16 protein-coding genes and 1 riboswitch are annotated in these 15063 nt (G+C 72.2%); of the genes, 11 read left to right on the top strand and 5 right to left on the bottom strand.

Features of this window, described 5'->3' with window-relative positions:
* Positions 1-237 precede the first annotated feature (237 nt).
* Together ACZ6EJ_RS07810 and ACZ6EJ_RS07805 are read right to left on the bottom strand one after the other, a co-directional pair.
* Positions 238-828: an isochorismatase family protein gene (locus tag ACZ6EJ_RS07810; protein ID WP_469265258.1), complete on the bottom strand. Its 591-nt coding sequence runs from the start codon at positions 826-828 to the stop codon at positions 238-240.
* A 291-nt stretch (positions 829-1119) separates the two neighbouring features.
* On the bottom strand, positions 1120-2448 hold the full coding sequence (locus tag ACZ6EJ_RS07805) for a nicotinate phosphoribosyltransferase (RefSeq protein ID WP_469265257.1): 1329 nt from the start codon (positions 2446-2448) through the stop codon (positions 1120-1122).
* 79 nt (positions 2449-2527) lie between these two features.
* On the opposite strand from ACZ6EJ_RS07805, the gene clpS reads away from it, so the two are divergent.
* From clpS to ACZ6EJ_RS07755, 10 genes are all read left to right on the top strand, one after another.
* Positions 2528-2845: an ATP-dependent Clp protease adapter ClpS gene (gene clpS, locus ACZ6EJ_RS07800; protein WP_469265256.1), complete on the top strand. Its 318-nt coding sequence runs from the start codon at positions 2528-2530 to the stop codon at positions 2843-2845.
* 50 nt (positions 2846-2895) lie between these two features.
* Positions 2896-3507 carry a DUF2017 domain-containing protein gene (locus ACZ6EJ_RS07795; RefSeq protein WP_469265255.1) on the top strand — a complete coding sequence of 204 codons (612 nt, stop codon included), beginning with the start codon at positions 2896-2898 and terminating at the stop codon, positions 3505-3507.
* A 474-nt stretch (positions 3508-3981) separates the two neighbouring features.
* Positions 3982-5418, top strand: coding sequence for an amino acid permease (locus tag ACZ6EJ_RS07790; RefSeq protein WP_469265254.1), 1437 nt, complete (start codon positions 3982-3984; stop codon positions 5416-5418).
* Between the two features lie 133 nt (positions 5419-5551).
* Entirely contained in the window at positions 5552-5974 is a 423-nt protein-coding gene (locus ACZ6EJ_RS07785; protein WP_469265253.1) for a M67 family metallopeptidase, read from the top strand.
* Between the two features lie 61 nt (positions 5975-6035).
* A riboswitch (cobalamin riboswitch) is annotated at positions 6036-6175 on the top strand.
* 39 nt (positions 6176-6214) lie between these two features.
* The gene (locus ACZ6EJ_RS07780; RefSeq protein ID WP_469265252.1) at positions 6215-7219 is read left to right on the top strand and encodes an ABC transporter substrate-binding protein; all 1005 of its coding nucleotides are present in this window, start codon (positions 6215-6217) and stop codon (positions 7217-7219) included.
* Entirely contained in the window at positions 7216-8256 is a 1041-nt protein-coding gene (locus ACZ6EJ_RS07775; protein WP_469265251.1) for a FecCD family ABC transporter permease, read from the top strand. The genes ACZ6EJ_RS07780 and ACZ6EJ_RS07775 overlap by 4 nt, the downstream gene beginning before the upstream one ends.
* Positions 8257-8284: 28 nt before the next feature.
* Positions 8285-9082 carry an ABC transporter ATP-binding protein gene (locus ACZ6EJ_RS07770; protein WP_469265250.1) on the top strand — a complete coding sequence of 266 codons (798 nt, stop codon included), beginning with the start codon at positions 8285-8287 and terminating at the stop codon, positions 9080-9082.
* 69 nt (positions 9083-9151) lie between these two features.
* Positions 9152-9280, top strand: a complete 129-nt coding sequence (locus tag ACZ6EJ_RS07765; RefSeq protein WP_469265249.1) for a putative leader peptide — start codon at positions 9152-9154, stop codon at positions 9278-9280.
* A gap of 97 nt (positions 9281-9377) precedes the next feature.
* Positions 9378-9656 carry a MoaD/ThiS family protein gene (locus ACZ6EJ_RS07760; RefSeq protein ID WP_469265248.1) on the top strand — a complete coding sequence of 93 codons (279 nt, stop codon included), beginning with the start codon at positions 9378-9380 and terminating at the stop codon, positions 9654-9656.
* On the top strand, positions 9656-10606 hold the full coding sequence (locus ACZ6EJ_RS07755; RefSeq protein ID WP_469265247.1) for a PLP-dependent cysteine synthase family protein: 951 nt from the start codon (positions 9656-9658) through the stop codon (positions 10604-10606). Before ACZ6EJ_RS07760 ends, ACZ6EJ_RS07755 begins: the two co-directional genes overlap by 1 nt.
* A gap of 80 nt (positions 10607-10686) precedes the next feature.
* Here ACZ6EJ_RS07755 and ACZ6EJ_RS07750 read toward each other — a convergent pair whose 3' ends face one another.
* Positions 10687-11190: a type II toxin-antitoxin system PemK/MazF family toxin gene (locus ACZ6EJ_RS07750; protein ID WP_469265246.1), complete on the bottom strand. Its 504-nt coding sequence runs from the start codon at positions 11188-11190 to the stop codon at positions 10687-10689.
* A 185-nt stretch (positions 11191-11375) separates the two neighbouring features.
* Here ACZ6EJ_RS07750 and ACZ6EJ_RS07745 point away from each other — a divergent pair, with 185 nt between their 5' ends.
* Positions 11376-12128, top strand: coding sequence for an MBL fold metallo-hydrolase (locus ACZ6EJ_RS07745; protein WP_469265245.1), 753 nt, complete (start codon positions 11376-11378; stop codon positions 12126-12128).
* Positions 12129-12212: 84 nt separating this feature from the next.
* Here ACZ6EJ_RS07745 and ACZ6EJ_RS07740 read toward each other — a convergent pair whose 3' ends face one another.
* Entirely contained in the window at positions 12213-13478 is a 1266-nt protein-coding gene (locus ACZ6EJ_RS07740) for a PTS transporter subunit EIIC (RefSeq protein ID WP_469265244.1), read from the bottom strand.
* A 264-nt stretch (positions 13479-13742) separates the two neighbouring features.
* The gene (locus ACZ6EJ_RS07735; RefSeq protein WP_469265243.1) at positions 13743-15002 is read right to left on the bottom strand and encodes a PTS transporter subunit EIIC; all 1260 of its coding nucleotides are present in this window, start codon (positions 15000-15002) and stop codon (positions 13743-13745) included.
* Between the last annotated feature and the right edge of the window lie 61 nt (positions 15003-15063).

The raw sequence follows: 15063 nt of genomic DNA, 5'->3' as shown, positions 1-15063 counted from the left end.
CCGACTGGGTGGTGTTTTTGCTTCTGGCGAGGGCGGCTGGCTCGCACGGTCACAGGACCTTCCCCCCTGTACCCGACCCCCCCCCCGGCCCCTTCCAGTACCACTGGAAGGGGCCGGGGCGTGCCTGGAGTCTGCCCGAACTCGCCGAGGAGGGGTCATCACCGACGCCCAGCGGATGCCGGGCGGGAGGGGCGGCCGGTCCCTCGGGCGGCGGGGCCCTCACCGGCTCCGCACGTCCTAGCCGGCCACGACCGGGGCGCCGGTGAGGCGCACGCCCGCGCCGCGCAGCTCCGTCAGGGCGCTCTCCGTGGTCGCCCCGGAGACGCCCGCGGTCAGGTCCAGCAGCACGTTGGTGACGAAGCCCTCGCGGGCGGCGTCCAGCGCGGTGGCCCGGACGCAGTGGTCGGTCGCGATGCCGACCACGTCGACCTCGGTCACCGACCGGTCGCGCAGCCACTGGGTGAGGCCGGTCCCGTTCTCGTCGGCGCCCTCGAACCCGCTGTACGCGGCGGCGTGCGCCCCCTTGTCGAAGACGGCGTCGATCGCCCCCGAGGCGACGGCGGGCGCGAAGTTCGGATGGAAGCCCACGCCCTCGGTGCCGGCGACGCAGTGCGCCGGCCAGGAACGCGTGAAGTCCGGGTCGGCGGAGAAGTGGTCGCCCGGATCGACGTGGCAGTCGCGGGTGGCCACCACATGGCGGTAGCCGGGTTGCGCGTCGCCGATCAGGTCGGTGATGGCGGCGGCGACGTCGGCACCGCCCGCCACCGCGAGGCTGCCGCCCTCGCAGAAGTCGTTCTGCACGTCGACGACGATCAATGCGCGGTGCATGGCGGGTGTCCTTCGGTGGGGGAGGGGGCGGGGGTCGGCGGGGTCGGTGGGTGGCCGGGGTCCGAGCCTACGGGCTGACCCGTCCTCCCTGACAGGGCGGCGTACGGCGGCGGTTGCCGGTGCGGCACGCGGCGCGGGGGCGTCCGTACAGGGCAGGAGGCGGGGCGCCGCGCGCCCGCCGGGGCGGCGGACCGCCCGTGCGGACCGGGCGCCGGGCCCCGGCCCGTCCGGGGCCCCGGCGGTGGAACGGAACGGTCCGGTGGGCCGGGAGGCCCGCCGGACCGCCCGGCCTCACACGTACACGGTCGGGATCACCGGCTCGCCCCGCGAGAGCTGGATCGCCGACATCGGCAGCCCGGCCCGCGCCCGTACGTGCCGCTCGCGCGCCGCCTCCAGCGGCTCGCGGGCGACCACCTCGCCGCCCCGCACCAGCTCGACCGCCAACTGCCGGTCGGCCAGGTCCTCGGGGACCGGGCCGGTGCCGATCACCTCGGCCTCGGCGACCCCGTGCTCGTCCAGCCGCCGCGCCGCCCACTTGCGCCCGCCGACCGACGACTTCGCGCCGAGCGACTTCTTCGCCACCGGCCGCAGCGGCTCGGCCGGGTCCGCCGAACCGCCGCGGGCGACCAGCTTGTAGACCATCGAGCAGGTGGGGTGCCCGCTGCCGGTGACGAGCTGGGTGCCGACCCCGTACGCGTCCACCGGGGCGGCGGCCAGCGAGGCGATGGCGTACTCGTCCAGGTCCGAGGTCACCACGATCTTCGTGTCCGCGGCCCCCAGTTCGTCCAACTGCTGCCGCACCCGGTGCGCGACCAGCAGCAGGTCCCCCGAGTCGATCCGCACGGCGCCCAGCTCCGGCCCCGCGATCTCCACCGCCGCCCGGACCGCCTCGGTCACGTCGTAGGTGTCGACCAGCAGCGTGGTGCCCCGGCCGAGCGCGTCCACCTGCGCCCGGAACGCGTCGCGCTCGGTGTCGTGGAGCAGGGTGAAGGCGTGCGCGCTCGTGCCGACGGTGGGGATCGCGTAGCGGAAGCCCGCCGCCAGGTCGGAGGTGGCGTCGAAGCCGCCGACGTACGCCGCGCGGGCCGAGGCGACCGCGGCCAGCTCGTGGGTGCGGCGGGCGCCCATCTCGATGAGCCGGCGGCCCCCGGCGGCGGCCGACATCCGCGAGGCGGCGGCCGCGATGGCGGAGTCGTGGTTGAGGATGGAGAGGATCACCGTCTCCAGCAGCACGCACTCGGCGAAGGAGCCCTCGACCCGCAGGATCGGGGAGCCGGGGAAGTAGACCTCGCCCTCCGGGTAGCCCCAGATGTCACCGCTGAAGCGGTAGTCGGCCAGCCACTGGAGGGTCGGCTCGTCGACGATGTTCCGCTGGCGCAGGAAGGCGATCATCTCGTCGTCGACGTGGAAGTTCTCCACCGCGTCCAGCACCCGGCCGATGCCCGCGACGACCCCGTAGCGCCGCCCCTCGGGCAGCCTGCGGGTGAACGCCTCGAAGACCGAGTGGCGGTCGGCGGTGCCGGCCCGGAGGGCCGCCTGCACCATGGTCAGCTCGTACTGGTCGGTGAAGAGCGCGGTCGACGGAACGCCGACCCGTCGCCCGAGGTCCGCTGAGTTCATGGCTGGGATGCTACCCCCTATTCGTCAAAGTGACGAGATGTGGGGTCCGTTTGTGCGCCCGCCCCGCCCGAGTGGCAGCATGGGACAGGTGAGCGTTGCTACCCCCGTAGAGATCGAACGTCCTGACTCCGCCGAGGAGGCCTTCCAGGTCCCCGAGCCGGACGTGCCGTGGGTGACGCTCGTCCACAACGACCCGGTCAACCTCATGAGCTATGTGACCTATGTCTTCCAGGCCTACTTCGGCTACTCGAAGGACAAGGCCCGCAAGCTCATGCTCGACGTGCACCAGAAGGGCCGTGCCGTCGTCTCCAGCGGAAGCCGCGAGGAGATGGAGCGCGACGTCCAGGCCATGCACGGCTACGGGCTGTGGGCCACCCTCACCCAGGACCGCGACTGACCGCGCCCGCCCGCCCTCCCCGCCCCGTTCGACCCACCATCGGAGTACCCATGGCCGGCCATTTCGAGGCCACCCCCGGCGGCGGCGCGGCCGTCGCGCTCGACGAGGTCGAGATCGCCATCCTGCGCTCCCTCGCCGTGCAACTGCTGGAACTGATCGGTCCGGGCGACGAGCCCGCCGACGGCGGCGACCCGCTCGCCGCGCTCTTCGCCGAGGGGCCCAGCAAGCCGCCCTCGGACCCCGCGCTCGCCCGCCTCTTCCCCGACGCCTACGGGGACCCCGGCGCCCCCGCCGACGAGGGGAGGGCCGAGGAGGAGCTGCGGGCGCTGTCCGCCGAGTTCCGCCGGTTCACCGAGCGGGACCTGCGCTCCCGCAAGCGGGAGGACGCCCTCGGCGTCGTGCGCACGCTGGACGCCCTCTCGCCCGCGGGCGACGGCGGGGCCGTGCTCACCCTCACCGGCGACGAGTGCCGCGCCTGGCTCGGCTCCCTCAACGACCTGCGGCTGACCATCGGCACCCGGCTGGGGGTCTCCGACGAGGACGAGGGCGAGGAGGGCTCGCTCTACCGGCTCCCCGACGACGACCCGCGCAAGCCCATGGTGATGGCCTACCTCTGGCTCGGCGCGCTCCAGGAGACGCTGGTCGACGCGCTCATGCCCTGAAGGGTGCCCGGCGGATCCTGACCGGGTCCACGGCACCCGGCACGGCGCCTCGCGGTGTTGCCGAAACGCCCGAATCGCACCGCGACGGGGGCATTCCAGCGCCGTGCGACGCACCGCACCGGACACCGCGGCCCGTCCGGCCCCGATCCGCCGGACACCCCCTAGGCGTGTGCGCGGGCGGGTTCGCTCAACGGATGCTCAAATCCGAGTAACGATCTCGTCACCTGAATAGCCGCCTATGCGGTGAATAGAAACTGTTGTCCGCCTTTCCCTGTGGTGTGCGCCACAGAATGTCCCGCGGTGTTCCGTGGCACCCGTGATAAATCTGCACGACCGCCCGGGAACGCCACCCCTGTTCCCGGAGGCGCTTTGAGTCGGCCGAACGCCGACAGCACTCCATACATATCCGGGGGGATCAGGACCTGATCCGCAGCCGTGTACGGCGCGGATCGGCGTGGAGAAAGGCGCACCACCATGACATCGGCGCAGGTCGACGACGGACAGGTCGACAAGGGACGGCCCGGCGGCGACGCCGGAAGCGGCGGCGAGGGCTACCAGCGCGGGCTGGGGGCCCGCCAGATCCAGATGATCGCCATCGGCGGAGCGATCGGCACAGGACTCTTCCTCGGCGCGGGCAAGGCCATCGACCGGGCCGGCCCCAGCCTCATCCTGGCCTACGCCATCGCGGGCCTGGTCATCTTCTTCATCATGCGGGCGCTCGGCGAACTGCTCATGTACCGCCCGGTCTCCGGGTCCTTCTCGGAGTACGCGCGGGAATTCATCAGCCCCTTCTTCGGATTCGTGACCGGTTGGACGTACTGGCTGTTCTGGGTGGTCACCGGAATCACCGAAGTCACCGCGGCGGCCACGTACATGACGTACTGGTGGGACATTCCGCAGTGGCTGTCCGCCCTCGTCTTCACCATCATTCTGTACGGCGCCAACCTGATCTCCGTGAAGCTCTTCGGCGAGCTGGAGTTCTGGTTCTCCATGGTCAAGGTCACCGCGATCATCGGCATGATCCTGATCTGCGCGGGCGTCCTCACCGTCGGGTTCTCCGACGCCGGCGACTCCGCGACCGTCGCCAACCTCTGGAACGACGGCGGCTTCTTCCCCAACGGCATCACCGGCACGCTCATGACGCTCCAGATCGTCATGTTCGCCTTCCTCGCCGTCGAGCTGGTCGGCGTCACCGCCGGGGAGTCCAAGGACCCCGAGACCGTGCTGCCCAAGGCCATCAACACCGTGCCGTGGCGCATCGCCGTCTTCTACGTCGGCGCGCTGATCATGATCCTGTCGGTCGTGCCGTGGACCACCTTCAAGCCCGGCGTCTCCCCGTTCGTGAAGGCCTTCGAGGAGATGGGGTTCAGCATCGGCGCGGCCATCGTCAACTTCGTCGTCCTGACCGCGGCGCTCTCCTCCTGCAACTCCGGCATGTACTCCACCGGCCGGATGCTGCGCGACCTGGCCCTCAACGGCCAGGGACCCCGGTCCTTCACCAAACTGACGAAGAACGGCCTGCCGCTCGTCGGCACCACGTTCTCCGCCGCCCTGATGCTCGTCGGCGTGTGGATCAACTACCAGTGGCCCGGCGAGGCGTTCACCTACGTCGTCTCGTTCGCGACGATCTCCGGCATGTGGGCCTGGATCATGATCCTGATCAGCCAGATCCGCTACCGCCGCCTGGCCGACAGGGGCGTCCTGCCGCAGTCCTCGTTCCGGGCCCCCGGCGCCCCGTACACGAGCTGGTTCGCGCTCGTCTTCATCGCCGGGGTCATCGTCATGATGGCCATCGACGCGGACGCCAGGATCTCGCTCTACTGCGCGCCCCTGTGGGCCCTCCTCCTCGGCGGCTCCTACCGGGTGCTCAAGGCGCGCAACCCCGACAACACCGCCTTCGGCACGCGCTGACGGCCCCCCGCGAACCCGGCACGACCCTCCCCCGGACCGCCCCGCGCCGCCCCAACGGCCACCGGCGTCCACCATGCGGGCCCCCGCGTACCACCCACCGGTACGCGGGGGCCCGCCTGCATATCCTGGCGCCATGCTGACCATCACCCAGGCGCTCCACGACCGGATCGTCGCCCACTCCCGCGCGGACCACCCCGACGAGGCCTGCGGAGTCGTCGCGGGCCCGGCCGGAACGGGACGCCCCGAGCGCTTCATCCCGATGCTCAACGCCGCCCGCTCGCCCACGTTCTACGAGTTCGACTCGGCCGACCTCCTCAAGCTCTACCGCGAGATGGACGACCGCGACGAAGAGCCCGTGGTCATCTACCACTCGCACACCGCGACCGAGGCCTACCCCTCCCGCACCGACGTCGCGTACGCCAACGAGCCCGGCGCCCACTACGTGCTGGTCTCCACCGCCGACACGGACGGCTCGGGCCCCTTCCAGTTCCGCTCGTACCGCATCGTGGACGGCGAGATCACCGAGGAGGACGTCCGGGTCGTCGAGGCGTACTGACCCCCGGCCCCTTCCCGGTATCGGGCGCCGCGCCCGCGCCCGTCTGGCACACTGCACCCCAGACCCGATCAAGGCGGCAGGCGCCAGGAAGCCGGTGAGAGTCCGGCACGGTCCCGCCACTGTGACCGGACCCCCTCCCGCGGGACGACCGCGCCGGAGGGGGTCCGGGAGTCAGGAACTGGCCCGCCGCCTTTCCCGCACCGACCAGGGGACGCGGAAATCCCCCGGAGAGGCCACGCCATGTCCCGGCGCACCCGCGCGCTCATAGCCGCCGTGCTGCTCCCCCTCGCCCTCACCGCCTGCTCCACCCCGACCGGCGCCGCCGGCGGCGGGGACCGGGCGGAGGCGGCGGGCCGCGGCTTCCCGTACACCGTCGCCAACTGCGGCGTCACCACCACGTACCAGGCCCCGCCGAAGCGCGTCGTCACCATGAACCAGCACGTCACCGAGATCATGCTGGAGCTGGGGCTGGCCGCGTCCCTCGTCGGCACCGCCTACCTCGACGACGAGGTGCTGCCGAAGTACGCGAAGGACTACGCCTCCGTCCCCGTCCTCGCCGAGGAGTACCCCTCCTACGAGCAGGTCCTCGCCGCCGACCCCGACTTCGTCTACGGCGGCTACGCCAGCGCCTTCGCCGCCAACGAGGGCCGCGGCCGCGAAGCGCTCGCCGAGTCCGGCATCGACACCCGGCTCAACACCGAGAGCTGCGCCACCGGCGGCGACCCGATGGACGCCCTCTACGAGGAGGTCCGCGAGGTCGGGCGCACCTTCGGCGTCCCCGACCGCGCCGAGGCGTGGATCGAGCGGGCCGAGGCCGACAACGCCGCCACCGCCGAGAAGCTGGCCGGCCTCGACCCCGTCTCCGTCTTCGTCTACGACAGCGGCGACAAGACCGCGTTCACCGCGGGCGGCAAGGGCATCGGCAACGAGCTGATCGAGCGGGCCGGCGGCACGAACGTCTTCGCCGACCTCGACAAGCCCTTCGGCGACGCCTCCTGGGAGAACGTGGTCGCCCGCAAGCCCGAGGCCATCCTGATCTACGACTACGGCGCCACCACCGTCGCCCAGAAGAAGAAGCGCCTCCTGGACGACCCGGCCCTCGCCGACGTCCCCGCGATCCGGAACAAGCGCTTCGCGGTCCTCCCGCTCTCCGACGCGGTCCTCGGCGTCCGCGTCCCCGCCGCCGTCGGCAAGCTCGCCGCCCAACTCCACCCCGCGGCGGACCGGGCGGCCACCCCGTCGTGACCTGCCGCACCCCCGCACCGCGGCGGCTGCTGCGCTACACCCTGGTGCTCGGCGTCCTCGCCGCGCTCCTCGCCGCCGCCGTGCTCGCCGCCCTCGCCCTCGGCTCCGTACGCATCCCGCCCGGCCAGGTCCTCGACATCCTGACGGGCCGGGCCGGCGCGAGCCCCTTCCGCACGATCGTCCTGGACGTCCGGCTGCCCCGCGTCCTGCTCGGCATCGTCGTCGGCGCCGGGCTCGCCGTCGTCGGGGCCGTCCTCCAGGCCCTCGTCCGCAACCCGCTGGCCGACCCGTTCCTCCTCGGCGTCTCCTCCGGGGCCTCCGCCGGGGCGGTGGCGGTGATCGTCCTCGGCATCGGGGCCTCGCTCGCCACCACCGTCACGATCCCCGCCGCCGCCTTCGCCGGCGCGCTGCTCTCGCTGCTGCTCGTCTACGCCCTGGCGCGCGGCGACGGCGGCCTCACCACCAACCGGCTCGTCCTCGCCGGCGTCGCCGTCTCCTACATCCTGTCCGCCCTGACCAGCCTGGTCCTCGTCACCTCCGCCCGCGCCGACCACCTCCAGGAAGTCCTCTACTGGACCCTCGGCGGCCTCGGCTCGGCCCGCTGGGACATGCTCGCGCTGCCCGCCGCCGTCCTGGTCGCCGGCACGGCGGTCCTGCTGACCCTCGCCCGCCCGCTCGACCTGCTCCTCGTCGGGGAGGAGGGCGCGACCGTCCTCGGCCTGGACACCGCGCGCTTCCGGGCCGCCGTCTTCGTCCTCGCCTCCCTGATGACCGGCGCGCTCGTCGCGTACAGCGGGGCGATCGGCTTCGTCGGCCTGATGGTCCCGCACATGGCGCGGATGGCGGTCGGGGCCTCCCACCGCGCGCTCCTGCCCGTCGTCGCGCTCGGCGGCGCGGTCTTCCTGGTCGTCGCGGACCTGGCCGCCCGGACGGTCGCCGCCCCGCAGGACGTCCCGGTCGGCGTCCTCACCGCGCTGACCGGCGGCCCGTTCTTCCTCTGGATGCTCCGCCGCCGCTCCGAAGGAGCCCCCGCATGACCCCCACCGCCCGCCGGGGAGCCCGCCCGTGACCACCCTGCGCACCGAGCACCTCTCGTACGGGACCGGCGAGGGGCGCCACCTCGTCGACGCGGTCGACCTCACCGCCGCCGACGGCGAGACCGTCGGCCTCGTCGGCCCCAACGGCAGCGGCAAGACCACCCTCCTGCGCTGCGTCTACGGCGCCCTGCGCCCCACCCACGGCCGGGTCCTGCTCGACGGCGACGACCTCGCCGCGCTCCCGGTGAAGGCCCGCGCCCGCCGCATCGCCACCGTCCCGCAGGACGGCCACGCCGGGTTCGAGCTGACCGTGGGCCAGGTCGTCGCGATGGGCCGCGCCCCGCACAAGCGGTTCTGGGAGGCGGACACCGCCGCCGACGCCGACCTGGTCGCCGCGGCCCTGGAGCGGGTCGGCATCGCCGCGCTCGCCCCCCGCGCCTTCGCCTCCCTCTCCGGCGGCGAACGGCAGCGGGCCCTGGTCGCGCGCGCCCTCGTCCAGCAGCCCTCCCTGGTGGTCCTGGACGAGCCGACCAACCACCTGGACATCCGCTACCAACTGGAGATCCTGTCCCTCGTCCGCGGGCTGGGCGCCACCAACCTCCTCGCGCTGCACGACCTGAACCTCGCCGCGTACTACTGCGACCGCCTCTACGTCCTCCAGGGCGGACGGGTCGTCGCCTCCGGGGCCCCCGCGGACGTCCTCACCGCCGACCTGCTGCACGAGGTGTACGGCGTCGCCGCCGAGGTCAGCGCCCATCCGAAGACCGGCGCACCCACCGTCGTCTACCTCCCCGAGGGCCGCGCCCGCCCCCATGTGTCCGCATAGTGGTCGCTCGGCATCCGCGATGTGGGACGACACTCGGGTTTCCGGGCCGGGAATCGATACGATGCCCGCATGGTTCCCCCTGACGTGAGCGACACGACGCCGGGCACGCCGCTCGTCGCGCGGCTGCACGTCGACCTGTGCCGGCTCGCGAGCGCCATCTGTCCCGCCCGCGGCCTGCCCGCGCACCGCACGGCCTGAGCCGCGGTCCGCGCGCCCGTCCGCCCGCACCACCCCCGCGCGGGGGCGAGAACGCGCGCCCCACGCCACCTCCCCGCTTTCGACAGGAGCCCACGCCATGGCCATCGAGGTCCGCATCCCGACCATCCTCCGCACCTACACCGACGGCGCCAAGGCCGTCGAAGGCACCGGGGAGACCCTCGCCGACCTCTTCGCCGACCTGGAGAGCCGCCACACCGGCATCCGTGAGCGCATCGTCGACGGCGAGCAGTTGCGCCGCTTCGTCAACGTCTACCTCAACGACGAGGACGTCCGCTTCCTCGACGGCATCAGCACCAAGCTCAACGACGGCGACAACGTCACCATCCTCCCGGCCGTCGCCGGCGGAATGCGCTGATGCGGTACGACTCCCCGCTGGCGGCCGTGGGGAACACCCCCCTCGTCCGCCTGCCGCGGCTGTCGCCCTCCGAGGACGTCCGCATATGGGCCAAGCTGGAGGACCGCAACCCCACCGGCTCGATCAAGGACCGCCCCGCGCTCCACATGGTCGAACAGGCGGAGAAGGACGGCCGGCTGACGCCCGGTTGCACCATCCTGGAGCCCACCAGCGGCAACACCGGCATCTCGCTCGCCATGGCGGCCAAGCTCAAGGGCTACCGCATCGTGTGCGTCATGCCGGAGAACACCTCGCAGGAGCGGCGCGACCTGCTCGCCATGTGGGGGGCGGAGATCATCTCCTCCCCGGCGGCGGGCGGCTCCAACACCGCCGTCCGGGTCGCCAAGGAGCTGGCGGCCGAGCACCCCGACTGGGTGATGCTCTACCAGTACGGCAACCCGGACAACGCGGGCGCCCACTACGCCACCACCGGGCCGGAGATCCTCGCCGACCTCCCCTCCATCACGCACTTCGTCGCGGGCCTCGGCACCACCGGCACCCTCATGGGCGTCGGCCGCTACCTCCGCGAGCACCGCCCCGGCATCCACATCGTCGCCGCCGAGCCCCGCTACGACGACCTCGTCTACGGCCTGCGCAACCTCGACGAGGGGTTCGTCCCCGAGCTGTACGACGCCTCGGTCCTCACCACGCGCTACTCCGTCGGGTCCGCCGACGCGGTCACCCGCACCCGCGAACTCCTCCAGCGGGAGGGCATCTTCGCGGGCGTCTCCACCGGCGCGGCCCTCCACGCCGCCATCGGCACGGGCGCCAAGGCCGTCAAGGCGGGGGAGAGCGCCGACATCGTCTTCGTCGTCGCGGACGGCGGCTGGAAGTACCTGTCCACGGGCGTCTACACCGCTCCCACGACCGAGGCCGCGATCGAGACGCTGCAGGGCCAGCTCTGGGCCTGAGCCCCGAGCCCGGCGCACCGGCGGCCGAGGGGCGGGGCTGAGGGGCGCGGTCGAGCGGGGGCGCCGGACGGCCCCGCCCCTCAGCCCGCTCCCAGCCCCCGCACCCGCTCCCACACCTGCGGGTCCACGGTCCCGGCCCGCCGCCGGAACCCGCCCAGCGGCACCTCCCGCAGCTCGTCCGTCTCCAGGAAGCTCTGCCGCCCCCGCTGGTCGCCCACCGTGCCGGCGGGGAGCGCGATCACTCCGGGCCGCCCCTCGTGGAGCCTGCTGGTGATCTTGGCGACCAGCACGGTGCGCCGCCGGCCCCGCCCCCGTACCGAGAGCACCAGGCACGGCCGGTCCTTGGAGCCGGGCCCGTCCTCGTACGGCACGTCGGCCCACCACACCTCGCCGGCCCTCGGCGTGCGCCCGTCGCCGCGCCCGGCCGGGCCCGCGGGGCCGGATGGCCGCCCCGGCGGCCGGGTCCGTGCCGCCGGCCGCCGCGACCGGGGGCCCCGGTCCGACCGCCCGCGCCCGTCCACCACCGCGGCGACCAGCGCCAGCAGGACCACGGCGACCAGGGCCGCCCACCAGAACGTGTTCATCCCCCGACCGTACCGGGGCCCGGCGCGCTTCCATCGAACCGGTGACAGAGCAGGTGAGTTGCCCCACAACGGCAGGCGGCGGAGGAGCGGCCCGCAGGTGTGCGCCTTACGCTCGACGAACCGCAAAACGTTCCGGCAGTCATGCACGAACCCTCCCCGTCCCATGCCCCGGAGGTTCACGCTCCATGAAGCTCACCGTCGTCGGTTGCTCCGGCTCGTTCCCGTCCACGGGTTCGGCCTGCTCGAGCTACCTCGTAGAGGCCGACGGCTTCCGGCTGCTCCTCGACATGGGCAACGGCGCCCTCGGCGAGTTGCAGCGCCACGTCGGTCTCTACGACCTCGACGCGATCTTCCTCAGCCATCTGCACGCCGACCACTGCGTCGACATGTGCGCGTACTTCGTCGTGCGCTACTACCGCCATGACGGGGCCCGCCCCGTGCCGATCCCGGTCTACGGGCCCGAGGGCACCGAGCAGCGCCTGATCGCCGCCCACGGCGACACCCCCTCGGACCGGGCGATGAGCGAGGTGTTCGACTTCCACACGCTGACCTCCGGCTCCTGCGAGATCGGCCCCTTCGCGGTCCGTACGGAGAAGCTCCGCCACCCCGTCGACACCTTCGGCATCCGCATCGAGCACGGCGGCGCGAGCCTCGCCTACTCCGGGGACACGGGGGTCTGTTCGGCGCTGGAGGAGTTGGCGGAGGGCGTGGACCTGTTCCTGTGCGAGGCGTCGTTCGTCGACGGCAAGGAAGACATCCCGGACCTGCACCTCAACGGCCGCGAGGCCGGGGAGGCGGCCGCCCGCGCCGGGGCCCGCCGGCTCGTGCTCACCCACATCCCGCCGTGGACCGACGCCGAGCGCAACGCCGCCGACGCCCGCGCCGTCTATCCGGGCCCGGTGGAGCTGGCCGCGCCGGGCGCGGTGTACGAGGTCTGACGGCCGGACGCACGACGAAGCCCCCGTTTCCGCGAAGGACGTCCTTCGGGGAAACGGGGGCTTCGTCGTGCGGGTGCGGCGGGGCTACTTCGCCTCGGCCTTGAGCAGCTCGGCGAGCTCCTCGTCCGACTCCCGTCCCGGAGTCGGCAGGTTGAACTTGGTGATCGCGAAGCGGAAGACCACGTAGTAGACCGCCGCGAAGCAGAGGCCGACCAGGACCAGCAGCCAGGGCTTCGACGCGATGCCCAGGTTCAGCAGGAAGTCGACGAGGCCGGCCGAGAAGCCGAAGCCGTCCTTCATGCCGAGCGCCCAGGTCAGGGCCATCGACACACCGGTCAGCACCGCGTGGATCGCGTACAGCACCGGGGCGACGAACATGAACGTGAACTCGATCGGCTCGGTCACGCCGGTGACGAACGAGGTGAGCGCGAGGGAGAACATCATGCCGCCGACGACCTTGCGGCGCTCGGGGCGGGCGCAGTGGACGATCGCGAGGCAGGCCGCCGGGAGGGCGAACATCATGATCGGGAAGAAGCCCGTCATGAACTGGCCGGCCTCGGGGTCGCCGGCGAGGAAGCGGGCGATGTCGCCGTGGGCGCCGTTGTACTCGCCCGCCTGGAACCACGGGAAGGAGTTCAGCAGGTGGTGCATCCCGACCGGGATCAGCGCACGGTTGGCGACACCGAAGATGCCCGCGCCCACCGCGCCGGAACCGACCAGCCACTCACCGAAGTTGTGCAGGCCCGTGCCGAGGATGGGCCAGATCAGACCGAAGACGATGCCGATGAGCAGGCCCGCGAAGGCGGAGAGGATCGGCACCAGGCGGCGGCCGCTGAAGAAGCCGGCCCAGTCGGGCAGCTTCGTCCGGTAGAACTTCTGGTAGAGCAGGGCCACGACGATGCCCATCACGACACCGCCGAGGACGCCGGCGTTGACCGGGGCGTCGTTCATCACGATCTTGCCGTCGGCGACGCTGGCGACCTGGGGCAGGTTGCTGTCCGTGAAGGTGGCGAGCACCCGCTGGAAGACCAGGTAACCGGTGACGGCGGCCAGCGCGGTGGAGCCGTCCGACTTCTTGGCGAAGCCGATCGCGATGCCGACGGCGAACAGCAGCGCCATGTTGTCGAGGATCGCGTTGCCGCCCGCGGACATGTAGCCGGCGAGCTTGGTTATGAAGGTCGGGAACGACTCGCGGCCCAGCATGTCCCCGTTGCCGAGGCGGACCAGGAGCGCGGCGGCCGGCAGCACGGCGACCGGCAGCATGAGGCTGCGGCCGATGCGCTGCATGACGGCCATCACGCCGGCGCCCTTCTTCTTCTCGGCCGCGGGCGCGGTCTCAGCCGTGGTCATCAACATCCTCCATTGGGGCACGGTGCCGCCCAGGGTCATTGATGCGGGGAGGCGGCGGACTCGCCAGACGCGGCAGAGCGCCGTGGTCTGGACCACTCAGTGGTGTAGACCAGTTTTAGCACGGTGGGGGTTAGATAAGGAACCTTCAATTTCCCCATTGTTACAGTAGTGGACCTGGCACGTTCGGTGACAGGGGTAGGCCCCCGGACCGTGCGGTCCGAGGGCCTGGAGTGGGGGTGCGGGCGGGTCGGCGGACCCGGCGCGCTACTTGGTGAGGTCCTGCTCGATCTCCTTCTCGACCTCCTCCGGCTCCCGCCCCGGAGTCTTCAGGTCGAACTTGGTGATCGCGAAGCGGAAGACCGCGTAGTAGACCACCGCGAAGCCCGCGCCGATCGGGATGATCAGCCAGGGCTTGGTGTCCAGGTGCCAGTTGACGACGTAGTCGATCAGCCCCGCCGAGAAGCTGAACCCCGCGTGCACCCCCAGCAGCCAGGTGATGCCCATCGAGGCCCCGGTGAGCACCGCGTGCACCCCGTACAGCAGCGGCGCGACGAACATGAACGAGAACTCCAGCGGCTCGGTCACCCCCGTCACGAACGACGTCAGCGCCACCGAGACCATCAGGCCCGCCACCTCCTTGCGGCGTTCGGGCCGCGCGGTGTGGGTGATGGCCAGGGCCGCGGCGGGCAGCCCGAACATCATGATCGGGAAGAAGCCGGAGGTGAACTGGCCCGCCGACGGGTCCCCGGCGAAGAACCGTGAGATGTCGCCCTGCACCGCCGCGCCGTCCGCCCCGGTGAACTCGCCCGCCTGGAACCAGAAGAACGTGTTCAGGAACTGGTGCATCCCGATCGGGATCAGCAGCCGGTTGGCGAAGCCGAAGATCGCGGCCCCCCAGGAGCCGAGGTCGATCAACTGCTTGGAGAACCAGGTCAGCCCGTCGCCCACCGGCTGCCACAGCAGCCCGAACAGCACGCCGAGGACGACGCAGAGGAAGGCCATCAGGATCGGCACCAGGCGTCGTCCGTTGAAGAAGCCGAGCCAGTCCACCAGCTTGGTGCGGTGGTAGCGCTGCCAGACCACGGCGGTCAGCAGCCCGATGAGGATGCCGCCCAGCACGCCGGGGTTCTGCGGCTCGCCCGCGGGCAGTTCGTCGGTCACCGTGCCGTCCATGGGGAACGCCGCGAGGACGCCCCGGTAGACCAGGAAGCCCACCACGGCCGCCAGCGCGGTCGAGCCGTCCGCCTTCTTCGCGAAGCCGATGGCCACGCCGATGCAGAACAGCAGCGGCAGGCCGACCTCGCCGTCGAGGATCGCGGTGCCGCCGTTGAGGAGGACCGCGGAGGTCTTCTCCCAGAAGGCCCCGTGCAGGTAGGAGTCGAACAGGTTCCCCAGGCTGACCAGCAGGCCGGCCGCCGGGAGGACGGCCACCGGGAGCTGCAGACTGCGCCCGATCTTCTGGAGGCCTTGGATCGGGCCGTTCCACCATTTACGCTGCGAGGCCGCAGCGGTGTTCGCACTCATCGGCGTCCTCCCGGAACAGGTCGCGTTTGGCGGTCGTTGCAAACTGGTGTAGACCAGTCGC

It is taken from the genome of Streptomyces sp. NPDC041970, assembly GCF_055588985.1.
This window is presented reverse-complemented; position numbering and strand designations above follow the sequence as displayed.